The 23,384-nt window shown below is 71.5% G+C and carries 27 protein-coding genes; 13 read left to right on the plus strand and 14 right to left on the minus strand.

The features are described 5' to 3' along the window. Positions 1–37: 37 nt before the first annotated feature. On the minus strand, positions 38–682 hold the full coding sequence (locus tag OO67_RS01135) for a ScbR family autoregulator-binding transcription factor (protein ID WP_033296651.1): 645 nt from the start codon (positions 680–682) through the stop codon (positions 38–40). A 106-nt stretch (positions 683–788) separates the two neighbouring features. On the opposite strand from OO67_RS01135, the gene OO67_RS01140 reads away from it, so the two are divergent. Then, positions 789–1,700, plus strand: a complete 912-nt coding sequence (locus tag OO67_RS01140; RefSeq protein ID WP_244299994.1) for a ScbA/BarX family gamma-butyrolactone biosynthesis protein — start codon at positions 789–791, stop codon at positions 1,698–1,700. 4 nt (positions 1,701–1,704) lie between these two features. On the opposite strand, the gene OO67_RS01145 is transcribed toward OO67_RS01140, so the two are convergent. After that, complete coding sequence (locus tag OO67_RS01145; protein WP_033296653.1) at positions 1,705–2,469, minus strand: glucose 1-dehydrogenase; 765 nt, start codon at positions 2,467–2,469, stop codon at positions 1,705–1,707. A gap of 254 nt (positions 2,470–2,723) precedes the next feature. Between OO67_RS01145 and OO67_RS01150 the strand changes: the two genes are divergently transcribed. Further along, the gene (locus OO67_RS01150; RefSeq protein ID WP_033296654.1) at positions 2,724–3,632 is read left to right on the plus strand and encodes a quinone oxidoreductase family protein; all 909 of its coding nucleotides are present in this window, start codon (positions 2,724–2,726) and stop codon (positions 3,630–3,632) included. Between the two features lie 267 nt (positions 3,633–3,899). Further along, positions 3,900–4,976, plus strand: coding sequence for an acyltransferase family protein (locus OO67_RS01155; protein WP_033296655.1), 1,077 nt, complete (start codon positions 3,900–3,902; stop codon positions 4,974–4,976). Between the two features lie 71 nt (positions 4,977–5,047). On the opposite strand, the gene OO67_RS01160 is transcribed toward OO67_RS01155, so the two are convergent. The 4 genes from OO67_RS01160 to OO67_RS01175 all read right to left on the minus strand — a co-directional run bounded on the left by OO67_RS01160 (position 5,048) and on the right by OO67_RS01175 (position 8,143). After that, a complete protein-coding gene (locus tag OO67_RS01160; protein ID WP_033296656.1) occupies positions 5,048–5,359 on the minus strand; it encodes an SCO5918 family protein in 312 nt (103 codons plus the stop codon). Between the two features lie 64 nt (positions 5,360–5,423). After that, the gene (locus tag OO67_RS01165) at positions 5,424–6,989 is read right to left on the minus strand and encodes a DEAD/DEAH box helicase (RefSeq protein ID WP_033296657.1); all 1,566 of its coding nucleotides are present in this window, start codon (positions 6,987–6,989) and stop codon (positions 5,424–5,426) included. A gap of 301 nt (positions 6,990–7,290) precedes the next feature. Then, positions 7,291–7,494 carry a cold-shock protein gene (locus tag OO67_RS01170; protein ID WP_031090619.1) on the minus strand — a complete coding sequence of 68 codons (204 nt, stop codon included), beginning with the start codon at positions 7,492–7,494 and terminating at the stop codon, positions 7,291–7,293. 304 nt (positions 7,495–7,798) lie between these two features. Next, positions 7,799–8,143 carry a MerR family transcriptional regulator gene (locus OO67_RS01175; RefSeq protein WP_033296658.1) on the minus strand — a complete coding sequence of 115 codons (345 nt, stop codon included), beginning with the start codon at positions 8,141–8,143 and terminating at the stop codon, positions 7,799–7,801. Positions 8,144–8,483: 340 nt separating this feature from the next. Here OO67_RS01175 and OO67_RS01180 point away from each other — a divergent pair, with 340 nt between their 5' ends. Together OO67_RS01180 and OO67_RS01185 are read left to right on the plus strand one after the other, a co-directional pair. Then, a complete protein-coding gene (locus OO67_RS01180; protein ID WP_033296659.1) occupies positions 8,484–9,068 on the plus strand; it encodes a hypothetical protein in 585 nt (194 codons plus the stop codon). A 155-nt stretch (positions 9,069–9,223) separates the two neighbouring features. Beyond that, entirely contained in the window at positions 9,224–9,442 is a 219-nt protein-coding gene (locus tag OO67_RS01185) for a hypothetical protein (protein WP_033296660.1), read from the plus strand. Between the two features lie 24 nt (positions 9,443–9,466). Here OO67_RS01185 and OO67_RS01190 read toward each other — a convergent pair whose 3' ends face one another. The 3 genes from OO67_RS01190 to OO67_RS01200 form a co-directional block, all read right to left on the minus strand. Further along, entirely contained in the window at positions 9,467–9,880 is a 414-nt protein-coding gene (locus OO67_RS01190; RefSeq protein WP_033296661.1) for a YunG family protein, read from the minus strand. 52 nt (positions 9,881–9,932) lie between these two features. Further along, on the minus strand, positions 9,933–11,627 hold the full coding sequence (locus tag OO67_RS01195; RefSeq protein ID WP_033296662.1) for a SpoIIE family protein phosphatase: 1,695 nt from the start codon (positions 11,625–11,627) through the stop codon (positions 9,933–9,935). Positions 11,628–11,703: 76 nt separating this feature from the next. After that, positions 11,704–12,447, minus strand: coding sequence for an alpha/beta hydrolase (locus tag OO67_RS01200; RefSeq protein WP_033296663.1), 744 nt, complete (start codon positions 12,445–12,447; stop codon positions 11,704–11,706). Between the two features lie 159 nt (positions 12,448–12,606). On the opposite strand from OO67_RS01200, the gene OO67_RS01205 reads away from it, so the two are divergent. The 3 genes from OO67_RS01205 to OO67_RS01215 all read left to right on the plus strand — a co-directional run bounded on the left by OO67_RS01205 (position 12,607) and on the right by OO67_RS01215 (position 15,248). Beyond that, positions 12,607–13,092, plus strand: coding sequence for a peroxiredoxin (locus OO67_RS01205; RefSeq protein ID WP_033296664.1), 486 nt, complete (start codon positions 12,607–12,609; stop codon positions 13,090–13,092). Between the two features lie 105 nt (positions 13,093–13,197). After that, a complete protein-coding gene (locus tag OO67_RS01210) occupies positions 13,198–13,719 on the plus strand; it encodes a hypothetical protein (RefSeq protein WP_033296665.1) in 522 nt (173 codons plus the stop codon). Between the two features lie 83 nt (positions 13,720–13,802). Next, the gene (locus tag OO67_RS01215; RefSeq protein WP_033296666.1) at positions 13,803–15,248 is read left to right on the plus strand and encodes a flotillin family protein; all 1,446 of its coding nucleotides are present in this window, start codon (positions 13,803–13,805) and stop codon (positions 15,246–15,248) included. Positions 15,249–15,380: 132 nt separating this feature from the next. On the opposite strand, the gene OO67_RS01220 is transcribed toward OO67_RS01215, so the two are convergent. Together OO67_RS01220 and OO67_RS01225 are read right to left on the minus strand one after the other, a co-directional pair. Next, entirely contained in the window at positions 15,381–15,815 is a 435-nt protein-coding gene (locus OO67_RS01220) for a DUF6892 domain-containing protein (RefSeq protein ID WP_033296667.1), read from the minus strand. Positions 15,816–15,894: 79 nt separating this feature from the next. Beyond that, on the minus strand, positions 15,895–16,233 hold the full coding sequence (locus OO67_RS01225) for a MerR family transcriptional regulator (protein ID WP_033296668.1): 339 nt from the start codon (positions 16,231–16,233) through the stop codon (positions 15,895–15,897). A 646-nt stretch (positions 16,234–16,879) separates the two neighbouring features. Here OO67_RS01225 and OO67_RS01230 point away from each other — a divergent pair. The 3 genes from OO67_RS01230 (at position 16,880) to OO67_RS01240 (ending at position 19,216) form a co-directional block, all read left to right on the plus strand. Continuing rightward, on the plus strand, positions 16,880–17,296 hold the full coding sequence (locus OO67_RS01230) for an ATP-binding protein (protein ID WP_033296669.1): 417 nt from the start codon (positions 16,880–16,882) through the stop codon (positions 17,294–17,296). 199 nt (positions 17,297–17,495) lie between these two features. Then, complete coding sequence (locus tag OO67_RS01235) at positions 17,496–17,966, plus strand: cation:proton antiporter regulatory subunit (RefSeq protein ID WP_033296670.1); 471 nt, start codon at positions 17,496–17,498, stop codon at positions 17,964–17,966. 2 nt (positions 17,967–17,968) lie between these two features. Next, entirely contained in the window at positions 17,969–19,216 is a 1,248-nt protein-coding gene (locus OO67_RS01240) for a cation:proton antiporter (RefSeq protein WP_033296671.1), read from the plus strand. Positions 19,217–19,232: 16 nt separating this feature from the next. On the opposite strand, the gene OO67_RS01245 is transcribed toward OO67_RS01240, so the two are convergent. Beyond that, positions 19,233–20,186, minus strand: a complete 954-nt coding sequence (locus OO67_RS01245) for a M56 family metallopeptidase (RefSeq protein ID WP_033296672.1) — start codon at positions 20,184–20,186, stop codon at positions 19,233–19,235. 11 nt (positions 20,187–20,197) lie between these two features. Next, complete coding sequence (locus tag OO67_RS01250; RefSeq protein ID WP_033296673.1) at positions 20,198–20,653, minus strand: BlaI/MecI/CopY family transcriptional regulator; 456 nt, start codon at positions 20,651–20,653, stop codon at positions 20,198–20,200. A 134-nt stretch (positions 20,654–20,787) separates the two neighbouring features. Between OO67_RS01250 and OO67_RS01255 the strand changes: the two genes are divergently transcribed. Continuing rightward, on the plus strand, positions 20,788–21,243 hold the full coding sequence (locus OO67_RS01255; RefSeq protein ID WP_033296674.1) for a tellurite resistance TerB family protein: 456 nt from the start codon (positions 20,788–20,790) through the stop codon (positions 21,241–21,243). A gap of 87 nt (positions 21,244–21,330) precedes the next feature. On the opposite strand, the gene OO67_RS01260 is transcribed toward OO67_RS01255, so the two are convergent. Further along, a complete protein-coding gene (locus tag OO67_RS01260; protein ID WP_033296675.1) occupies positions 21,331–22,398 on the minus strand; it encodes a PucR family transcriptional regulator in 1,068 nt (355 codons plus the stop codon). A gap of 301 nt (positions 22,399–22,699) precedes the next feature. Here OO67_RS01260 and OO67_RS01265 point away from each other — a divergent pair, with 301 nt between their 5' ends. Then, a complete protein-coding gene (locus OO67_RS01265; RefSeq protein ID WP_033296676.1) occupies positions 22,700–23,338 on the plus strand; it encodes a hypothetical protein in 639 nt (212 codons plus the stop codon). Positions 23,339–23,384: the final 46 nt, after the last annotated feature.

Raw genomic sequence — 23,384 nt, forward strand, 5'->3', positions numbered from 1 at the left:
ACACGGCGCCGCGCGTCCCGTGGCCGGGGCCGGGCGGTCAGGAAGCGGCGACCGCCCGCTGCTGCTCCATGATGCGTGCCGCGCGGTGCGGGGAGGTGTCGAGGCGGGCCAGCACGCCCGGGACGGCGTTGTTGGGGAGGATGAGCTCGAAGAGCGCGGATATCTCGGCGACCAGGTCCGGCGGCTCGGCCATGGACTCGGTCACCAGCTGCACCCCGGTCCACGCCCCGACGACCAGCCGGGACGTGGCCTCCGGATCGACGTGCGGAAGGAGCTCGCCGCGCTCCTTGGCCTCGGTCAGCATCTCCGTGCCGAGAGCGATCCAGTCCGGCCAGCGGGTGCCGAAGAGCCCGCGCGCACGCGGGTCGACGGACAGCCGGATCGAGGCGCTGAGCAGGGGTTCCCGGGGCAGCCGGTAGGCGAGCAGGAGCGCCATGTCCACCCACTCCTGCAGCTTGAAGGTCTGCGGGGTGACCCCGTCCGACGTCACCGCCTCCTGGAGGACACCACGGGCCAGCTCCTCCTTCGACGTGAAGTGGAAGTAGAGGGCCCCCCGCGTGAGACCGGCCCGGTCGAGGATGGCGGCGATGGTGGCGGCGTCGTAGCCGTGCTCGTCGAAGACCTCGGCAGCGGCTTGCAGGAAGATTCGGCGCGTGCGGATCGCCCGTTGCTGTCGTGCCAACTCGCGCTCCCCTTTGAACGTTGCATGACGCTACTTCAAAAAGTACCGGTGAACCGGTATCATATCAGCGCCGTAATACCCATTTTGCGCCATGTCCGGGAGGGCCGTGCCCGACATACCCGCCGTGCCGTGCCCGCCGCTCTCCGCAGCTGAGGGACGGGACGGCATCCGCAAGGAGTACGTCCACCTCGGACGTACCGACATGGTCCTCCTCACCTCGTGGCGACGCAGGGAAGATGACGAGTTCTCGTTGTCCGCGAGGTGGCCGGCCCCCGCTGCCGGCCTCCCTTACGACCCGCGGATGCTCACCCAGACCGTCCGGCAGAGCGGCCTGACCATCGCGCACGCGGCGTACGGCGCGCCCCTCTCCGACCACACCTTGCTGAACTACTTCGACTTCACCGTCACCCCTGGGTTCGAAGTCCCCTCCGAGGGTGCCTGCGACCTCACCGTCGAGGTCACGGTCAGGAACGCCAAGGAGCGGGGGAGGAAGGTGAGTTCACTCGACATGGAATTCCGCATCATCCGGGGTGGCAGCGTGGCGGTCCGCGCGGATTCCGAGTTCGGCTGGCTCTCCACGCGCGTCTACCGCCGGCTTCGCGGCGAACACTTCACCGTCGACTGGAACGCGTGGCCGCTGCCCGCTCCGGTGGACCCCCGCACCGTGGGCCGGTCCACCCCGGCCGACGTCGTCCTGGCGGCCGGGGACCGCCCCCGGCACTGGCAGTTGCGCAACGACGTCGACAACGCCGTGCTGTACGACCACCCGGTCGACCACGTCCCCGGGCTCGCCCTGATGGAGGCTGCCGACCAGGCCGCGCACGCCGCCGTTCACCCCGCACGCTTCGAGGCGACTACCGTCACCAGCACCTTCGAACGGTACGCCGAGTTCGACCGCCCCTGCTGGGTCGAGGCGGAGATCCTGCCCGCCGCCCCCGGAGAGACCTCGGTACTGGTCACGGCGACACAGGACGGAGAAACGGTCTTCCGGAGCCGGCTGAGCGGTCCCTGCGGCTGAGGGCTCACTGGTTGACGAAGCCGCCGTCCACCGGCATGACGGTGCCCGTGAGGAAGGGGCAGCGGTCGCTGAGCAGCCAGGCGGCCGCGTTGGCGATCTCCTCCGGTTCGGCTGTACGCCCCTGCGGCGTAAGGCTGTTGACCATCTCCTCGAGACCCGGGTTGCGCCCGAACCAGTCGGCGGTGATCTCACTGCGCGTGGTACCCGGCGCCACCGCGTTGACCCTGATCCCCTGTTGGGCGTATTCGTCGGCGGCGGCCCTGGTGAGGCCGACGACCGCGTGCTTGGCCGCTATGTAGGGCGCGGCCGCCGGTATGGCCACCAGCCCGCCCACACTGCTGTTGTTCACGATGGAGCAGTTGCCGGGGTTCTGCAGCATGGCCGCTATCTCGTGCCGGAGGCAGTTCCAGACGCCGCGCACGTTGACGTCCATCACGGCGTCGTAGACGTCGTCGCCCATGAGGTGCAGGGGAGTCCGGTCACCTCCGAGCCCCGCGTTGTTGAAGGCCGAGTCCAGCCTCCCGTAGGTGTCGACCGTGAAGCCGACGGCCCGGGCGGCGTCCGCCGCGACCGTGACATCGCAGACGACGTAGGAGGCCTGGGCTCCCTTGTCCTTCAACTCGGCCACCAGTGAGACCAGTCGGTCCTCCCTGCGGGCGGCCAGGACGACCGTCGCACCTTCGCCGGCGAACACCCGCGCCGCCGCCGCACCTATACCGCTGCTCGCCCCGGTGATCAGGACGACTCTGTCGTGGAGAAGATCGCTCATGGCCGCAGTGTGGCAGGCCGGTCCCGGACACGGCCGCCCGCGTACCGCTCGGTCCCGGCCGGCACGCCCACGGCTCCGGTGCGTACGGGAAGCCGGCACGGTCCGGCGGTACGCGGCCCGTTCCGTACCCGTGGGACGGTGAACCAGGGCGACCATCAAAACAAACCGTACGTACTGTTTTGTCCCGACCTGTGCGGAGCTGCCCGGGTCGCTAGACCCCCTCGGGCCTCGATCACCCCGCGGTATCGTGCGGCATGCTCGCCATCCAGTTCGACCGCTTCGGTGGTCCCGAAGTACTCCGTCCCGTGCGGATGGCCCCTCCCGAGCCCGGGCCCGGAGAGGTGCTCCTCACCGTCGAGGCCGCCGGGGTGAACTTCGCGGACACCCACCAGGTGGACGGTTCCTATCTCGGCGCCGATGCCCTCCCCCACGTCCCGGGCAGCGAGGTCGTCGGCCGCACCCCGGACGGCAGGCGGGTGCTGGCCCGCGTCTCGCACGGGTACGCGGAGCAGGTGACCGCCAAGGAGTCCGGCGTCCTGGAGATCCCCGAGGAGCTCGGTGCCGCCCAGGCGCTCGCCCTCATGATGCAGGGACTGACCGCCTGGCACCTGCTGCGGTCCGCGGCCCGTCTGCGCACCGGTGAGAGCGTCGTCGTGCACTCCGCGGCGGGTGGCGTCGGCAGCCTCGCCGTCCAGCTGGCCAGGGAGTTCGGGGCGGGCCGGGTCCTCGCCCAGGTCTCCACCCCGGCCAAGGAACGGCTCGTCCTGGACCTCGGCGCCGACGCGGTGATCACGTACCCCCTTCCGGAGAAGGCGGACGTCGTCCTGGACGCCGTCGGCGGGCACCTCTTCGACCAGGCCCTGGACTCCTTGGCCTCCTTCGGCCGGCTCGTGACCTACGGCAACGCCGCCCGCACCGGCTTCACCCCTGTCGACCCGGGCCGGCTGGGCCGTCTCAACGCCTCCGTCGTCGGATTCTGGCTACGCCCCGCCCTTGCCGCTCCGGGCGCGGTCGGCGGCCCCCTGAAGGAGCTGTTCGCCCTGGTCGAAGCGGGCCGGCTCAAGCCCGTGACCGGTGGCAGCTACCCGCTCGCGGACGCCCGGCGCGCCCATGAGGACCTCCTCGCGCGCCGGACCACCGGGAAGCTGGTCCTGATCCCCTGATCCCCTGATCCCCTGATCCCCGCATCCCCGGATCCCCGGGTCCCTGATCCCCCGCGCCGCCCCGGCCGGATCGAGGGCCGTCCCGGTGTCCCCCGTGGATCCGGGCGCGGCGTCGGACGCGGCGCACCCCGAGGCGCGGGGACGACCGCGCGCCGGACGTACCGGGCGTTCCGAGGAGCGCGGCCAGGTGCCTTGGCTGTTCCCGTGTCCCCACCGGGGATCGTCCTGCGCCCGCCGGGGACCGGGGGCAGCCCTTAGGGTGGCCCGATGCCCTCCCTGACCTCACGCCCGCCGGGACCGGCCGCCGCCGGGGCCGGAGCACCGGCAACCGCACCGTCCCGCCCCGGCCGTGACCCGTTCTTCGACAACGCGAAGTACCTGGCCATCGTCCTCGTGGCGATGGGGCACTCGTGGGAGCCCCTGCCCGGCAGCGGCCGCGTGGTGGAGACGTTCTACACCTTCGTCTACACCTTCCACATGCCGGTCTTCATCATCATCGCCGGATACTTCTCGCGCGGCCTGGAACTGCGGTCCGACCGGGTGTGGAAGCTCGTCACCAGCCTGGCCGTGCCCTACGCCGTGTTCGAGATCGCCTACACCCTCTTCGAGCGCCTGACCGGCACCCCCACCTTCCCCCTGAGCCCGCTCACCCCGTACTGGCTGCTGTGGTTCCTGCCCGCCCTGTTCCTCTGGCGCCTCACCACCCCCTTCTGGCAGACGGTCCGCCTGCCCGTGGCGGTCTCCCTGGTCATCGCGGCCATGGGAGCGGTGACCAGCAACATCGGCGGGGACCTGCACCTCCAGCGGATCCTCCAGTTCCTCCCGTACTACGTCCTGGGCCTCCAGCTGCGTCCCGAGCACTTCGACTTCGTGCGCAGCCGCGCCATGCGCATCGTGTCCGTCCCGGTCTGCCTGGTGGCCCTGGCCGCCGCGTACTGGGCGGTGCCCCGTACGACGACTTCGTGGTTCTTCCGCCGGTACGGCGCCGAACAGCTCGGCTCGCCCGCCTGGGCGGGCGCCCCGGTGACCCTGCTCCTGTTCGCCTGCGCTCTGCTGCTCAGCGCCTGTTTCCTCGCCTGGGTGCCGAACCGCAGGCTGTGGATGACCGCTCTGGGCGCGGGCACGCTCTACGGCTACGTGCTGCACGGCTTCGTCATCAAGGGCGCGATCAAGCTGGACCTCTTCGAGGTGGACATCGTCTCCACCCCGCTGGGCCGGCTCCTCGTGACCGCCGCCGCCGCGGTCATGGTCACGGCCCTCTGCAGCCCACCCGTCCAGCGGGTGTTCCGGTACGCGGTGGAGCCCCGGCTCGACTGGGCCAGGAAGCCCAGGCCCGCCCCCTGACACCCCGGACGCACCGCACCCCCGGGCCGGGAGGGCCTCGGGGGTGCGGGTGTACGGGACGGAGCGGCGGATCAGGCCTCGCTGGGCGTTCCGAGCAGGGCGGACGCGTTCTCCAGCGGCGTGAGCGGCGGCGCCGCGGGCGCGGGAACCTCCGCCGGGCGGCAGGTGAAGCCGAGACGCGTCAGCGCCCTGGTCACCTCGCCTGCGGTGAAGTCCCGGCGGTCCTGCCGGGTGATGATCTCGCCGACCTGCTTCACGGGATAGACGCGGCGGCTGATGACCACCGCGTCACCGGTGACAGGTTCGGGCTTGATGCCCTTCATCGATTCCTCCACCTCGTTCTTGAAGAGGTCGAAGGGGAAACGGGCGATGACACAGCGCATGGTGCCTCAACAAGATGGTCGCGAAGAAAGCCGGACAGGGGCGGCCGGGCTCCCGGCCGGGTGACTACGCGGCCTTGTTGGACCGGCGCTGCGCCGCCGCGGCACGTGCCTGCGGCGTCGCCGTGTTGGCGTTGGAGCGGCGCCCCTGGCCGGGACGCGCGCCGCGCCGGCCACGGGGGCCGGAACCGCTGCTCTTGCGCTCCGTCACCGGTGAGGTGATCGTGACGGGCACGCCCGAGGGCGCCTGCGCTCCGGTGATGCGGTTGAGCTCGGCCTCGCCGGAGCGGACCTGGGCGACCTGCGGGATGATCCCGGCGTCGGCCATCAGCCGGGTCATCTCGCGGCGCTGGTTGGGCAGCACCAGCGTGACGACACTGCCGGACTCCCCGGCGCGCGCGGTACGGCCGCCGCGGTGCAGGTAGTCCTTGTGGTCGCTGGGCGGGTCGACGTTGACGACCAGGTCCAGGTTGTCGACGTGGATGCCGCGGGCGGCGACGTTCGTGGCGACGAGCACCGTGACATGACCGGTCTTGAACCGGTCGAGGGTGCGGGTGCGCTGCGGCTGCGACTTGCCCCCGTGCAGCGCCGCGGCCCGCACGCCGCTGTGCAGCAGGTGGTCGGTGAGCTTGTCCACCGCGTGCTTGGTGTCCAGGAACATGATCACCCGGCCCTCGCGTGCGGCGATCTCGGTGGTCGTCGCGTACTTGTCGGCGCCCTGGACGTAGAGCACGTGGTGCTCCATCGTCGTCACGGCTCCGGCCGCGGGGTCCACCGAGTGGACGACCGGGTCGTGCAGGTAGCGGCGGACCAGCAGGTCCACGTTGCGGTCCAGAGTGGCCGAGAACAGCATCCGCTGGCCGTCGGCGTTCACCTGGTCCAGCAGCTCGGTGACCTGGGGCATGAAGCCCATGTCGGCCATCTGGTCGGCCTCGTCGAGGACGGTGATGGCGACCCGGTCCAGCCGGCAGTCGCCGCGCTCGATGAGGTCCTTGAGGCGGCCCGGGGTGGCGACCACGACTTCGGCGCCGCCGCGCAGCGCGCTGGCCTGGCGGCCGATCGACATCCCGCCGACGACCGTGGCCAGCCGGAGCTTGAGGGAGCGGGCGTACGGGGTGAGCGCGTCGGTGACCTGCTGGGCGAGTTCCCGGGTGGGGACGAGGACCAGGGCCAGCGGACGGCGCGCGTCTGCGCGGTTGCCCGCGGTGCGTGCGAGCAGGGCCAGGCCGAAGGCGAGCGTCTTGCCCGATCCGGTGCGGCCGCGGCCCAGGACGTCACGTCCGGCGAGCGAGTTCGGCAGCGTGGCCCCCTGGATGGGGAACGGCACGGACATGCCCTCCGAAGCCAGCGCCGCGAGCAGCGGCGCGGGCATGTCCAGGTCCGAGAAGGACTCCGCGGCGGGCAGCGCCGGGGTGATCGTCACCGGCAGGGCGAACTCACCCGAGACGGAGGAGGAGCGGCGGCCGTAGCCGCCGGAGCGCTTCGGTCCGCCGGAGCGGCCCTGCGAGCCCGGGGCGCCCGGCCTGCCGGACCCCGAGGAGCGGAATCCGTTGGCGGTGCGGCTACCGGTGGATCCGCCGGAACGCGTCCGGGAGAATCGGTCGTTCGTGCGAGCTGTGCGATCGCGGTTCAATGGAGAACCTTTCCCTCGAATGGCACGTATCGAGGGATTCTTTCCGGGCGGCTGCAGCCATGTACGGCGCCAAGAATCGCAAGAACGAGCCGGTGAAATAACGAAAAACGAAGTCCGTCCGCCGGATGAACCAGCCGGATTCGGTACTCCACATGACTGCAGATAACTGCCGCGCCATGACGCGTACACACCGGGAATTACTCCATCGGTGCGACAGCCGTGACAACGGCCGGGTAAAACACAACGAGCCGGGGCCCGCACCCCAAGGTGCGGGCCCCAGCTGCGCCGTACGCCTGAGTGATCAGGCGGGGGTGATGTTCTCCGCCTGCGGGCCCTTCTGGCCCTGCGTGACGTCGAAGTTCACCTTCTGGCCTTCCTGCAGCTCGCGGAAGCCCTGGGCGGCGATGTTCGAGTAGTGGGCGAAGACGTCAGCGCCGCCACCCTCCTGCTCGATGAAGCCGAAACCCTTTTCCGCGTTGAACCACTTCACGGTGCCAGTAGCCATGTCATATCTCCTTCGGGGCGTTGCCCGTGGGCCCGCACTGTGCGAGCCCTACGTCGCCGCAAATGATTGCCCCGTCCGGAAAAGACCGGAAATACAAAAGTGCGCCCACCGGAGTGAACCGGCGAGTGCACTTGAAGTTTTGGGAACCACAACTGCAACTGAGATCAACAGTAGCACGATTTGGGCACAAGCGAGCTGTACGCCATATCACCATGGCTTCGCTCCACCGTGCACGGCATAAACCCTCACCGCTCATTGCGCGTATTTCTGTGCCCGCCAAAACAGATATGCACCCGTGCGCCGGTCAGGAATCGACGCCGCTCCGGCCGGCTGCGGGCCGCCGCAGTTGCTCGTTGAGGCGCAGGGCCTCTTCGAGCTGGTCCTCCAGGATGACGATGCGGCAGGCGGCCTCGATCGGGGTGCCGCCGTCCACCAGCTCGCGCGCCCGGGCGGCGATGCGCAGTTGGTAGCGCGAGTACCGGCGGTGGCCGCCTTCGGAGCGCAGCGGGGTGATCAGGCGGGCGTCACCGATCGCCCTGAGGAAGCCTGCTGTCGCACCGATCATCTCGGCGGCCCGCCCCATCGTGTACGCGGGGTAGTCGTCGTCGTCGAAACGGTCCGTGGCGTGCGACGGGGATTCCGGGGGCATCTGCACCTCTTCTGCTGCGCACCGGACCACCGATATGGCCTGGCTGCACAAGAAAGCCTAGGCGTACCGAAAAGTCATGTCTATCGCGGCCGGAACAGGTTTCCGCCGCCCCCGGCCTCGCGGGGGCCCGGGTGCGTCCCGCGGGGCGCCGGGCGAGAGCCCTCCGTAGCCACACGGACACCCCAACGACGCTGACCGACCGGTCAGTTGTCGGCAGACCTGCGAACGGTCATACTGCACGGGTAGCCCTTCACGCATCCCCCGTCGTGAAGGGCTACGTTCATGCGCGGCCACGGGCGTTTCCCGGCCCGCGAGGCCCACGTGACCGGGAGCACACAGCATGAGCGGCACCGACAGGACCACCGCGGTGGCCCGTACGGTCACTGACGTCCTGCAGCCCCGCAACGTCCTGCTCGTGGGCATGCTCGCCATCGGGGCGGCCTCCGCCGGTGACTGGACAGGGCTCCCCTGGGGGTTCCTCGGCGCCCTCTGCGCCGGCCTGGTCCCCGCCGGCTACATCGAGTGGGAACGCGGGCGCGGTACCTGGGGCGACCGCCACGTCGTGGACCGGACCCAGCGGGCCCCCGTCTTCCTGGTGATCCTGGGTTCGCTCGGCACCGGCGCACTGATCATGGTGCTGGGCCACGCGCCCCGCGGCATCCTGATCGCCACCTGCTCCCTGTGGGTCATGACGACCGTGCTCCTGGCGGTCAACACGCTCTGGAAGATCTCGGTCGACTCGGCGGTCGCGTCGGCCGTGGTCGCTCTTCTCAGCACCACGCACTCACTGTGGTGGCTGTGCGCGGGTGCCCCGGCCCTGGCCGTGTGCTGGTCGCGGGTCGCACTGCGTTACCACTCGGTGGCCCAGACGGCCGCGGGGGCGGCGGTGGGGGCGGCGACGGCGGCCGGCTTCCTCTTCGCCTGAACCACGCGGGACCGCCTTGTCCCTCGCTGCTGAGCAGCCCGGAGCTCCGGGCGGTTCCGTTCGCCCGGCCGGCCCGGACGGCCCCGATTGCGGGTCTGCCCGGGAGCCGGTTTCGTTGACGGAGGGGTTGCGCAGCGAGCCGGAGGGAGCACCGCATGCCCAGGAAGACGTCGAACTCCAAAGCCGGTCTGCTCCTGAGCCTGGGCAGCAGCGCGGTCGCCGTCGTGCGTGCCGTCAAGCAGGTGCGCAGGGCCGGAGCCACCCAGGGCAAGCTGACGGCCGCGCACACCCTGGCGGGAGTTCTGCCCCTGGTCACGTCCGCCCTGCTCGTCCTGCGCCGGCTCCGCAGACACTCGCGGCAGCACCACCGGTGAAGGGCGCCGCCGGACGCCCCGTGCTCAGAGCGCCGCGGTCCGGGCCTCCACCCCTGTCCGCCCCCGCAGCCCGTCCAGCACCCGGGCGCGGAGCAGCTCGTACTCCTCGCGGAGCCGGACGATCTCCGCGGGCCGCTCGACGGCCACGCCCCCGGACACGGTCTCGTGCGGTGCGAACTGCTCCCGCGTCAGGTCGATCTCCACACCCATGCCCAGCCGGTTCCACCAGTGGTAGTCGACGCGCTCGCCGTCGATCCGCACCTCGCCCCGGATCAGCTCGCCGCCCAGCAGGTCGTTGACCACGAGGGCGGTCACACCGCACTGGTCCCGGGCCGGGTTCCCCGGATCCCAGTGCGCCCGGTGTGCGGGGGTGGTCGTGTCCGCGTCCCAGCTGCTGCGGATCGCGGCTTCGATGTCGGTGAGGAGGAGTGGGTCCATGGTGTGGATCGTCGCACCCGCCACCGACAACGCCCCTGGATGCCAGAGGTGTTCAGCAGCCCCGGCTCCTCGACACGAGCACCGCGATGTCGTCCTCGGCCGTGTCGGCGAACCGGTCCACGACCTCGTCCAGCAGGTCCTGGAGCCGTCCGCCGGCCGGAAGGGTGAGCCGCGTGAGCCGCCCGATGGACACGTCGATGTCCTCGCCCCGGCGTTCCACCAGCCCGTCGGTGTACATGAACAGCACCGTCCCGGGCCCGCACGGCAGCACCGTCGTCCTGTACCCGCCGAAGCCCGTTCCCAGGGGCGGCCCCACGGGCATGGCCGCCACCCGCGCCCCGGTGGCCCCCGGGTCGAGGAACACCGGTGGCGGATGCCCCGCGCTGGCCACCTCGCAGACCCCCTCCCGCCGGTCGACGACCGCGATCAGGCACGTCGCCGCCCGGTCGAGGCCGGACCGTTCGACGGCCTTGTCGAGACGATCCAGGACGCGGTGCGGCGGGTGGTCGTCCTCGGCCATGAGGCGCAGCATCGAGCGGTAGTTGCTCATGGCGACGGCCGCCTCCACGCCGTGGCCCATCACGTCGCCCATCACCTTCATGTGGCGGCCCCCCTTCAGCGGAATGGCGTCGAACCAGTCGCCGCCGACCACCGCCCCCTCCCCCGCGGGAAGGTAGAGCGACGCGATCTCGATGCCCGGGTTCGGCACCCGCGGCTCGGAGAGCAGGGACCGCTGGAGCTCCACGGCGACGTGGTGCTCGTGCGTGTAGCGGTACGCGTGGTCCACGTCGACGGCGGCTCGGCCCGCGAGCGTCCGGGCGACGACGACGTCCAGCCCTTCGGTGAACGGCGGCGAGTCCCCGGCCCGCAGCAGACTGAGAACCCCCAGCGGGCGTCCGCGCGCGGTGAGCGGCACGACGACCGCCGAGTGCAGGCCGACGGCACGGTAGGCGGCGACCCGTTCGGGGGTGGGCGCGGCGCGGCCGGGCTGCCGGTCGCCGGAGAGGTTCTCGATCACCGGCTCGTCGGCGGCCAGGCAGCGGGGCACGGCCGCGTCCTCCTGGTAGTCGATGTCCGTACCCGGCCCTCCGAACTGATCGAGCGCGTCCGCGAGTTCCGGGGTGGCCGCCACTCCGGCGCGCCGCAGCCGCAGCACTCCGGGCGGGGGCTCACGCCGGCTCTGCCCGTCGTCCTGGGGGATCATCTCGACCACGGCCGCGTCGGCCATGACGGGCACCACGAACTCCGCGAGTTCCTGACAGGTGGTTTCCACGTCGAGCGTCGTGCCGATGCTGACGGCCGCGTTGTCGAGGAGCGTCAGATAGCTCCTGGCCCTCTTGAGCTCCTCCCGTTCGTTCTGGGTGGCGGTGACCTCCTGGGCGATCCCGACCAGCCCCCGGACCCGCCCGTCCTCCTCCAGCCGGTGGAGGGCGACACGCCAGTACCGCCGCTCAATGACGGAGTCCACCCAGGTCTGCCCGCTGGTGGTGATCTCACGGGGCCGCCCGTCGGCCAGTACCTGCCGCATCACGTCCGTCCGCACGGCCATGTCCGGCAGCACCTCGGCGACGGTCCTGCCCAGGTGCGCGGCGCCAGGGACACCGTTGAGCCGTTCGAGTGCCGGGTTCACGTACACGTAGCGCAGCTCCGTGTCGAAGACGGCGACCCCGGCCGGGCTGCTGCCGATCAGCGCGGCCAGCGCCGCGGCGTCGGAGCGCGGCGGGTCGGCGTGCTCTTCGGCATGCAACGGAGCCTCCAGAGGGGTACACGCCCGACGTGTGCGGAGGGGCCGGTCCTCACAAGGCCGCCCGGCACCCGGCACCTCATCGTCCGCCGCCCCGCTCCGCCCCGCATCTCCGCGGACCGGGGCCACCGGTGCCGAGGCTGTCCAGGGACACCGTCCCCTCGGACGCCGCCGCACCCGGCGGCAGCTCGAAGGCGGCCGCGACCCGGCTCGGCACCGGGGCCAGCCCGAGCAGCCCGGTCACCAGCAGGCCGGCCAGGTGGTGCCAGGCCGGGGCCCGGCGGATCATCGCGTGGTCGCTGCCCGGAATCGTCACCAGACAGGTACGGGCCCCCGCGCGGCGTGCCCTGGCCATGAGCGACTGGGACGCCAGGGGACTCGTCACCCGGTCCCGGGTGCTGTGCAGCAGGACCACGTCTCGCCCCGCCAGCTGTGTCACCGGGTCTCCGGGCGGACACCACGGGGCAAGGCCGATCACCGAGCGGACCAGGGGGTGCCCGGCCGCGTGGAGCGCGGCGCGTGCGCCCATGGAGTGGCCGAGGAGGACCACGGGGATGTCCCCCGCCTCGCGCCGCAGGGCGTCCAGCGTCCGTACGGCGTCGTGCAGGGGGTCCTCGCGGGAGCCGTTCCAGCCCCGGTGCGTGTAACGGACCCGCTGGACGCGCACACCGGAGTCACCGCGCACCGCGCGGGCCACCACGCGCGAGACCGGCAGCATCCGCAGGCCGGGCAGGTTCAGAGCGCCGGGTGCCGGCGCCGACAGGCCCGTCTCGTAGCCGCCGTGGAGGACGAGCACCGCTGCCGAGGGCGGTCTTGCGGCCACACGTACCTCCAGATGGGTGTGCGGGGCCGACGCCCGCGCACTCCCCCCATGTTCGGTGCCGGACGGCGTACGGATGGGCCGAACGTGTCCATGCGTCAGAAGTGCCGTTCACTGTACGAGGCACGGACCGTACCCGTACGCGACCCAAGGAGCGCCGACATGGCGTCAGGACCTCACATCGGCCAGCCCGCACCGGACTTCACCCTCCCTGGCGGGACACTCACCGACGACACCTTCGAACGGCGCGACCACACGCTCTCCGCCGCGCGCGGCCGGGCGGTCGTCCTGGCCTTCTACCCGGGTGACAACACGACCGTCTGCACCAAGCAGCTCTGCTCCTACTCCTCGGGCCTGGAGACCTTCGAAGGCCTCGACGCCGAGGTCTGGGGAATCAGTCCACAGGGTGTGGACAGCCACGAGTCCTTCGCCCGCGGCCACGGCCTGCGCATGCCCCTGCTGGCCGACACGGGGCGGGAGACCGCCCGCGCCTACGGGGTCGCCGCGCCCGGTATCGGCGTACGCCGGTCCGTGTTCCTGATCGGGCCGGACGGTGTGCTGCGCTGGAAGCACGTCGCGCTGCTCGGTGCCACCTTCCAGTCGCTCGACACCCTCGCCCAGCAGCTCTCCGGCATCAGAACTCCGTGAAGACTGCCGGACTCCGGCAGTACCCCCACAACGCCCGCCGTGGGACCATTCAGCCAGTTCGACAGAAGCGCGTCGGGGGACAGCGAACACCGGGGGAGTGATCACGTGACCGTTCTTCTCGGTCTCGGCATTGCGGGAATCGTCCTTCTCGCCCTCTCCCTGATCTTCGACGGCATCCTGGAAGGGCTCCTCGGTGACGCACTGGGCGGGCTGCTGAACGGCTTCTTCGACGGCCTGCTCTCGCTGCCGGTCATCGCCGGCTTCCTGTCCATGCTCGGCTTCGGCGGCGCGATCGTGCTCGGCACCACCGGCACCGGCATCCCGGTGGCCCTCGCGGCCGGCGCCGTGGCGGGCGTCGTCGCGGCCTGGCTGACCTGGAAGTTCAGCCAGGCCCTGATGCGGGATCAGACCACGGCCACACCACGCGGCGACGACCTCGTCGGCACCTCGGGCTCCGTCGTCACACCGATCCCGGCCGACGGCTACGGCGAGGTCCTGCTGCGACTCGCGGGCCAGACCGTGAAGTTCTCCGCGAAGAGTGCCGTCCCCGTCGAACGCGGCGCGGAGATCTGGGTGGAGGCCACCCTCTCGACCACCTCGGTCACGGTCCGCCCCGTCGAGCGCTGACCACCACCGAGCCGCACGCCTGTCCGAAACCGGTACAGCCGAACACACTGCCGTCCCGTCGGGAGGGCAGGGGGGAACCGTTCATGAGTCCAGTAGTGATCGCCATCGTCGGAATCGTCGTACTCGTCGTACTCCTCGCCCTCGCCGTGATCACCCGGTACAAGGTCGCGGGCCCCAGCCAGGCCTTCATCATCACCGGCCGCCGCGGCAAGAAGTCCACCGATCCCGTCACCGGCCGCACCAGCATCGACAACAGCGGCCAGAAGGTCGTCGTCGGCGGTGGCGTCTTCGTGGTGCCGTTCGTCCAGCAGAAGTTCACCCTGGACCTCTCCAGCCGGCACATCCCCGTCGCGGTGCGCGGAGCCGTCACCCTGCGCGGTGTGAAGTCCAACCTCGAAGGCGTCGCGATCGTCAAGGTCGGCGGCAGCGAGGACGCGATCCGCGCCGCGGCCCAGCGCTTCCTCCAGCAGCAGAACGGCATCGTCGGCTTCACCCAGGAAGTGCTCTCCGGAGCCCTCCGCGCCATCGTCGGCCGTATGTCCGTCGAGGACATCATCCGCGACCGGGCCGCGTTCGCCGGCCAGGTCGCCGAGGAGGCCGAAGCCAGCCTCTCCGGCCAGGGCCTCATCCTGGACGCCTTCCAGATCCAGGACATCACCACCGAGGGCTCCTACCTCGAGGACCTCGGCCGTCCCGAGGCCGCCCGGGCCAAGCAGGAGGCCGACATCGCCGAGGCCATCGCCCGGCGCGCCTCGGAACAGGCCCGGCTGAAGGCGGCCGAGGAGATCGCCATCGCCGAGCGGACGTTCTACCTCAAGCAGGCCGAGATCAAGGCCGAGACCGAAGCCGCCGCGGCCAAGGCCAACGCCGCCGGCCCCCTCGCGGAGGCGGCCCGGCAGCAGGAGGTCCTCGCCGAGCAGGAGAAGGTGGCCCAGCGCCAGGCCGCCCTGACCGACCGCGAGCTGGACACGAAGGTCCGCAAGCCCGCGGACGCCGCCCGCTACCGGGCGGAGCAGGAGGCCGAGGCCCGGCGCATCGCCCAGGTCAAGGAGGCCGAGGCCGACGCGGAGCGCTCCCGTCTGACCGGTCAGGGCGAGAAGCTCCACCGCTCGGCCCTCGCCGACGCCGTACGCATCGAGGGCGAGTCCGAGGCCGCCGCCATCGCCGCGAAGGGCGCCGCCGAGGCCGAGGCCATGCAGAAGAAGGCCGACGCCTTCGCGCGGTACGGCGACGCGGCCGTCCTCCAGATGCTGGTCGAGGTGCTCCCCCAGGTCGTCGCCAAGGCGTCCGAGCCGCTGAGTGCCATCGACAAGCTGACGGTCATCTCGACGGACGGCGCGAGCCAGCTGTCCCGCACGGTGACCGACAACGTGGCCCAGGGCCTGGAGCTCCTCAATTCGACCACGGGCGTCGACCTGGGCGCGCTGCTCCGGAACCTGCAGGGCAGGACGGGCGGCACCTCGGGCGCCACCGCACCGGCGGTGCCTTCCCCCGCGGCCGACGGCGAGAAGATCGAGATCAAGGACTGACCGGACGTCCTCACGTGCCCGGCCGGTGGCCGTCCACCGGCCGGGCACACCGGTGCGGGCCCACTCCGCCCGGACGGCTGGGACACCCGCCGCAGCGAGGCCGCCCCGAAGGCCCCGTGCCCGAGGCACCCGTCAGCGGACCACCTCGATACCGCGGGCCGCGAAGACCTCCTCCTTGCCGGGCACGGCGACCATGTCGTCGGCTCCCAGGACCCTCTTGAGGTTCGGCAGCAGCGGCAGATCGTCCAGCGACCGCACGTCGAAGAGGTCGTCCTCCCCGTCCCAGACGGGGGAGCACTCGTGGAAGACCTGGTTCCCGCCGTCGAAGACCAGTTCGTCCACGGTCGCCAGCAGCTCGTCGCTGATCTCCAGCGCTTCGAAGAACGCGCGGGCCTCGTCCAGCACGGTGTGCTCCCAGCCGTTCTCGTACACATGGGAGTGCAGGTCGCCGACTCCTCGGGCACGGAAGCGCTCATCGATGCTGAACGCGGGCGTCAGCGTCCCGTCCCCGTACATGAGGGCCTCGATGACCGCCAGCTTGAAGTTGAAGTCCTTGAACTCAGCCATGCCGGGATGGATATCACGCCGCGCCGACAGGGCGGGCACGGCACCGGAGGCACGGCACCGGAGGCACGTCACGCACCGCTCAGGCGTCCGCCCTGGAACGTGGCCCGGACGGCGAGTCGCGCAGTTCCTCGTTGATGCGCCGGGCCTCTTCCAGCTGGTCCTCGAGGATCACGATGCGGCAGGCGGCGCCGACAGCCATGCCCTGATCGACGAGTTCGCGGGCCCGGGCGGCGATCTTCAGCTGATAGCGGGAGTACCGGCGATGCCCGCCGTCCGAACGCAGCGGCGTGATCAGGCGCTCCTCGCCCAGGGCGCGCAGGAAGGCCGGAGTGGCGCCGAGCATCTCGGCGGCCCTGCCCATGGTGTAGGCGGGGAAGTCGTCGTCGTCCAGACGACGGTAGGAAGCATCTGCGGGCATTTAACCTCACTCGGAACGCACTGGAGGGGCCTTGGTGCCGTACGGCACCAAGGCCCCGAAGGAAACTGCTACACCATCTGCCGGCTTCGGTGTGAAGCGGGCCTTCTGTATCCGCACGGCTGCCCGATACCGGGTCGGGGGTGCGGGGATCGCGAATGCGTGACCGGAGACCACCTGCCTGTCGATGTCCTGCGGTACCCGGGCTCGAACGAGGCCGCCCGGGCGATCCTGATGGTGTTCGACTCCTCCGTTCTTCCCTCTTGATCAACTTGCCGTGTGCTGCGTTGGCGGCCCCTGATCACTGCGGGCCACCCGGCCCGGCCGTCAGTCCCGTCGCCGTCCGCGATTTCCATGGCTTCGGAACTCCACCGCCGCACCGTCCTGCGTACTACGTGTACCGCTACCCGGCAGTTCGTCCCTGCCGGTCTCTCGATCTCTTGGCTACGAGGAAGACACTAGCCCGACAGCAACCGGATGTCTACTCTCGTCGCGACAGATTTTCTGTGGGGCGGGGAGTCACACTTCTGTCGTCCCTGCCGGGCGAAATCTCCACCGATACATACGCCGAGGTAGTAAAGGCCGTCGTAGCGGGCATGCGGTCTGTCTACGGAAGAGCGGAACAACCGATCACAGGTGGGGTAGGCGCATGAACGAGACGACGATCCCCGACACCTCGACGCCCTTCGCACGGACCGTGGTCCGGGGTGACAGCACGGACAGCATCCACTGGGCCCGCAGAGCGGCCCGTACCTTCACCGGCCGCCTCTCGCCGGCCCCGGACCCCGCCCTGGCCGACACTCTCGTGCTCGTGGTCTCCGAACTCGCCACCAACGCGCTGCGCCACGGCGGCGGCCGGTTCACCCTCCGGCTCTCCGCCGGGCCCGGCACGGTGACCGCCGCGGTCAGCGACCCCAGCCCGGCGCCCCCGCGCGGGCGCACCCCCGATCTGGACGGCGCCACCGGTGGTTTCGGATGGCACATGGTCCGCCGTCTCAGCCAGGCCCTGACCGTCACACCCGGCCCGGGAGCCGGCAAGACCGTCTGCGCCCGGTTCGCCCGGTAACCCGGGGAGCGGCGGCTTCGCGCACCGGCGGCGGCCGGCCCCGGACCGGCGGTCCGGCATTCCGCACCGCGCCGTTCCCCTCCGTGGAGAGCCGGAAGCGCCCCGCTCGGGTGGTTTCCGTGTCCGGATAAGGTAATGGGCGAATAAAGAGCTGATCAAAAGCTTCGCCCTGCCGCCGCGCGCCCTTCCGGAGGAAGCCATGGGAACCCACCGCACATCGCTGCCGGGAGTCGGTGTCCAGTACGACTACACCACCGAGTCGGGGCAGCACGTCTCCGTCGTCGTACATCACGACGGACGGCGTTTCCTGGGGTTCTACGAGAAGGACGACCCGGATTCATGCGTCCTGTCCGTGCCTCTGACCACCACCGAGGCCACCGCACTCGCTCACCTCATCGACGCCGCGCCGATCGACGCCGTGCGCACCGACGGGATCGATCTGGTCACCGAGCACATCCCGCTGGGGACCCGTTCTCCGTACGGCGGCCGGCTCCTCGGGGACACCCGGGCGCGGACGCGGACGGGGGCCTCGATCGTGGCGGTGCTGCGCACGCACAGCGCGCATCCGTCGCCGGGCCCCGACTTCCGGCTGGCCATCGGGGACACGATCGTCGCTGTAGGAACGCGTGAGGGCGTCGACACGCTCTCCGAGATCATCGCGGAGGGCTGACCATGCACGACACGACCGCACTGCTGGTGGAGCTGGGCGCCGTCATTCTGGGGCTCGGCATCATCGGAAGGTTCGCCGGACGGATAGGCCTCTCGCCCATCCCGCTGTACCTGCTGGCCGGGCTCGCCTTCGGTGACGGCGGCCTGCTCCCGCTCGGCGCCAGCGAGGAGTTCACCGCCATCGGGGCGGAGATCGGCGTCATCCTGCTCCTGCTCCTGCTCGGGCTGGAGTACAGCGCCTCGGAGCTCGTCACCAGCCTCAAGACGCAGTACCCGTCCGGAGCCGTCGACTTCGTGCTCAACGCGACGCCCGGCGCGGCGGCCGGACTGATGCTCGGGTGGGGGCCGGTGGGGGCCGTAGCCCTGGCCGGAGTCACCTGGATCTCGTCGTCGGGCGTGATCGCCAAGGTGATGACCGACATGGGGCGGCTCGGTAACCGCGAGACCCCCGTCATCCTCGGTGTCCTCGTCATCGAGGACCTCGCCATGGCCGTCTACCTGCCGCTGCTCACCGCCATGCTGGCCGGTGTGGGTCTGGCGGGCGGCAGCATGGCGCTGCTGATCGCTCTCGGCACCGTCGGCTTCGTGCTGTACCTGGCACTGCGCCACGGCCGGCTCATCAGCCGCGCGGTGTCCTCCGACAACCCGGAGATGCTGCTGCTCGTCGTCCTCGGGCTCACCGTCCTGGTGGCGGGGGTGGCCCAGCAGCTGCAGGTCTCCGCCGCCGTCGGCGCGTTCCTGGTGGGTATCGCCCTCTCCGGGGAGGTCGCCGAAGGCGCGCGCAAGCTGCTGACGCCGCTGCGCGACCTGTTCGCCGCCGTGTTCTTCGTGTTCTTCGGACTGTCCACCGATCCGGCGGAGATCCCTCCCGTGCTGCTTCCGGCGGCGCTGCTGGCGATCGTCACGGTCTTCACGAAGATCGGCACCGGCTGGTACGCGTCCCGGCGGGCCGGAATCGGTCCGCGCGGCCGCTGGCGCGCCGGCGGCACGCTGGTCGCGCGCGGCGAGTTCTCGATCGTCATCGCCGGTCTGGCCGTGGCGACGGAACCGCGGATCGGGCCGATCGCCACCGCGTACGTGCTGATCCTGGTGATCGTCGGACCGCTCACCGCCCGGTGGACGGAGCCGGTGGCCTCGAAGCTCCAGGCGGCGCTGGCCGGCAGGCGGAAGAAGCCCGCTCCGGTGGACGACCGGCCGATGCCGTCGCACGACGACCTCACGCCGGAGCACGCCGGGCGCGACTCCGACTGACGGGGCCGCCGGCAGGTCAGAGCGGGGTGGCCGCGTGGAGGATGCCGACGAGCGTCACCGTCGCGTTGAGCGACGAGAGCGCCGAGGCCGCCGTCCCCACCGTCGCGGTCACCGCCGCCAGGACCAGATGCGCCGAGGCCGGGGGCCAGAGCCCGGCCGGGGGTTCGGGGTCGAGGAGCGCCGCCACCCGACGGGGCACGGGGCCCGCCGCCGCGAAGGCGGGGAGCACGACGGGCCCCGGCGGCCGGTGCGAGAACAGGGCCGCCCTGCCCACCGCCGTGGCGACGGCCCGGCGGCTGCCGACCGCGTACGCCGCTTCCTCGTCCGCCCAGCGCTCGGTGCTGTAGGCCACGGCCGTACGCAGGGGCAGCAGGAACGGGTTGGCGCGCGCGGCCAGTTGCGTCACCAGCAGATGGCGGTGGTGGCGGCCGGTCAGGTGCGCGCGTTCATGGGCGACGAGCGCGCGGCGTTCGTGGACGTCCAGGCATTCCATCATCGCGGTGGAGACGACGACCCTCCCGTCGCGCCCCCGGCCGCCCGGCAGGGCGTACGCGTACGCATCGGGGGACGGGATCACCGCGAGGTCCCCCGCGGCGCCGGACCCGGTGTGCGGCGGCAGGGCGCGGGCGGCGCGGATCCGGGTCCGGGTGTGTCGCAGCAGGGTGCTGCCGCAGGCCACCACCACCGCTCCCAGGACGCCGATCGCGATCAGGCCGGCCTTCTCCTCGTACGGCACCGCGGCGCGCACCTCGGGGTCGGACCAGCCGTCGGGCAGCGGATTGCCGGGGAGCTGGGCCGTGCCCACCACCATGAGCAGGGCGAGGCAGAGCGTGCTGCACAGGGCCAGCGTCGAACCCACGAGGGCCAGCAGGCGGGTGGCGCTCCTGGGATGCAGATGCTGTTCGGCGAGGCGCGCCATGGGCAGCGCGGTCAGCGGCAGGACGAGTGGCAGGTAGACGAATACGCCCATCGTGGTGGCTCTCAGCCTTCCGGAGCGGCGGAGCCGTCGGACCCGTCGCGGTCGTCGGCGCCGTCGTCGGCACGGGACAGCAGCTCGCGGAGCCTGGCCTCGTCACCCGGGGACAGCGCGGAGACGAACCGGGCCAGGACGGCCTCCCTGTCCCGTTCGCCGTCCAGCACGCGGCGCATCCGCAGGGCGGCGAGACCCGCCTCGTCGGAGGCAGGGGTCCAGACGTAGGAACGGCCCTGGCGGGTTCGGGTCACGGCCTTCTTCGCGTAGAGGCGGGAGAGGATCGTGATGACCGTGGTGTAGGCGAGGCCGCCGTCGAGGTGCTCCTGCACCCAGCCGGCCGTCGCCGGACCGCCCGCCGAGCGCAGCACGGTCAGGACCTGGGACTCCAGCTGTCCCTGGCCGCGCCGGGGCAGCCGTGGGCCGTCCTGGGTGCCGCCGTCATCCGTACCTGTGGGCCTGTTCATCCGCCGCATCCTACTGAGTGCCCGCGCGACGCCCGGCCGGGCGCCGTGCCGGGGAGGACCGCCCACGTTACTTCTACACCGCTGTAGAGTTCGACTGGTTCCCGCACCACAGGCACGCAACGTATGGAGACGTCATGGCCCTTTGGGATCGGATCAAGGAATCCGCGTCGACGATGCAGACGCAGCTGGAGGCGAAGAAGAACGATCTGAGGAGCGGGGCGTTCCGGGACGCGAGCATGGCCATGTGCGCTCTGGTCTCCGCGGCGGACGGTTCCATCGACCCGTCCGAGCGGCAGCGGGTCGCCTCGCTGATCGCCACCAACGACGTGCTGCAGAACTTCCCCGCGGACGACCTCCAGCGCCGCTTCAACGCCTACGTGGACAAGCTGACCGCGGACTTCGCCTTCGGCAAGGTCAGCGTGCTCCAGGAGATCGCCAAGGCGGGCAAGAAGCCCGCCGAAGCGCGTGCCGTCATCCAGATCGGCATCGTGATCGGCGGAGCGGACGGCGACTTCGACAAGTCGGAGCAGGCCGTCGTCCGTGAGGCGTGCTTCGCGCTCGATCTGCCGCCGCACGAGTTCGACCTGTAGAACACCGGCCGGCGGAGGCGTACGGCCCGGACCGGCAGGGCCGACCGCCTCCGAGGGCCGCCGGGCGGTGGAGCCCGCAGCGTGCGGTCAGAGCTCCGTCGCCGGCCAGTCCAGCAGCCGGGCACCGATCACGGCCGTCTGCAGGGTGTAGCGGTGCATCGGGTCGGACGGGTCCGACCCGGTGAGCTGGTGTATCCGCTCCAGCCGGTACGTCAGCGCGCGCACGCTCAGCGACAGCCGGCGGGCCGTCTCGGCGGCGACGCAGCCGGCGTCGAAGTACACCGAGAGCGTCCTGAGCAGCGGCTCCGCGCCGCCCCGCGCCTCCTTGAGCGGGCCGAGCTCGCTGCGCACCAGATCGGCCATCGCCTGCCGGTCCCTGGTCAGCACCGGGTAGACCAGCAGGTCGGCGGCGTACAGCACCGGTTCGTCGAGCCCTATCCGCCGCGCCAGATCGAGCGCTTCCAGCGCCTCGTCGTACGAGTGGACCACTCCTCCGGGGCCCCGGTGCGGGCGGCCGACCGCGACCTGGTGACCGTCCGTCGCCGCGTGGGCCTGCTTGGCGAAGTACCGCAGGACGTCCGGCTGGCTGCCGGGGGCTATGCAGACGAGGCGCCCGTCCTTCGTCGTGAGCAGGATCTTCCGGCCGCTGAAGCGGGCGAGCATCGCCGACTCCACACTGCGGGGCACGGCGTCGGACTCGGCGTACGCCTCGGGGCCCGCCGCCACAGCGACGGCGTGGGCGCGTGAGAGCCGCAGCCCGAACCGGGTGGCCCGCTCCGCGAGCCTGCCCAGGTCGCTGCGTCCGTACAGCAGGTCGTCGATGAACTCCCGCCGGGCCGCTTCCTCACGCCGCACGGTCAGGCGCTGCGCCCGCTCGAAGCCCTCCCCGAAGGCGTCGACCGCCTGTTCCACGGCGCCCAGCACGGCGTCGGCGGAGGACGTGCCCGCCCCGGTGTGCGGCCAGGCGGCGCGGGTCTCCGAGAGATGGCGCCGCACCAGGGCCCGCAGCTGGTGTCCGGCCTCCGCGGCCTCACGGCCGAGCGCGCGCCGCGTCTCCAGCTCGTCCCGGGTGAGCCTGCGGCCGGTCTCCGCCACCTCGGACAGGATGCGGGCGTAGCCCTCCAGGAATCTCTCGGGGATCTCGGGCTCCGCCACCGCGCAACTCCTCCGTACGTCAACAGCACTGTCTCCTCCCCAACGCGCGGGAGCGGGTGCCGGTGCCCGGCAGGCGGGGACCACGAAGCCTGCCGGATTCCGGCAATGCGCCCGGACGGGCCCGGATGGCACGATCCGTTCAGCAACACACGGGGGAAGTACGGGGGTACACGGGGGATCACGGGGGAAGGAACCGGCTGCTGCGGGACCGTTCGCGGTGTCGCGGTGCCGGCGCCCCCGCCCACCCGTCTCCCGGCCTCCGCGACCGTACGGCGGCAGGTGGGACGGAGGGCAGGACCGGATGACCGAATTCCTTTCCGCGGCACTCGCCTTCCCGGCCGTCGTCCTCGGCGCCGCCCTCGTGGTCGTCGTCTGCTTCTGGCTCCTGGTGCTGGCCGGAGCCGCCGGGCCCGACTCCTTCGACTCCGACCTCGACACCGAAGCGGTCGGATTCGGCGGGGTGCCCGTCTCGGTGTCGGTGTCGCTGTTCGTCGGCATCGCCTGGTTCGCCGGCCTGACCGGTTCGGTCCTGGTGCTCCGCAGCGGAGCCACCGGCACCCTGCGGGCCGTCTTCCACCTCGCCGTACTGGCGAGTGCGCTACTGATCGCCTGGGGGGTGGTCCGCATGCTCGTACGCCGCGTCCGACGGTTCTTCCCCGCGGAACCTCCCCCGTCACGGCTGGACTTCGTGGGGCAGGTCTGCACGATCCGCACGGGATGCGTCACCGCCGACTTCGGACAGGCCGAGGTCGCCGCAGCCGACGGTTCGACCGCGATCGTGCAGGTACGGCAGCCGCTGCGGCCCTCAGCGCCGGGGGACACGTTCACCTCGGGCAGCACGGGACTCCTCTACGCGTACGACGCACACGGCGAGTTCTTCTGGGTCTCGCCGTACGACGCTGCGCTCGCCCCGCGCCCGCTGCCGCGCAAGGCCTGCTGACCGCCTCCCCGTCCTCCGGGCCCCGGCCCGTGGTTCCGCGTGCCCT

It is taken from the genome of Streptomyces atroolivaceus, from assembly GCF_000717025.1.
GTDB classification, from domain to species: domain Bacteria; phylum Actinomycetota; class Actinomycetes; order Streptomycetales; family Streptomycetaceae; genus Streptomyces; species Streptomyces atroolivaceus.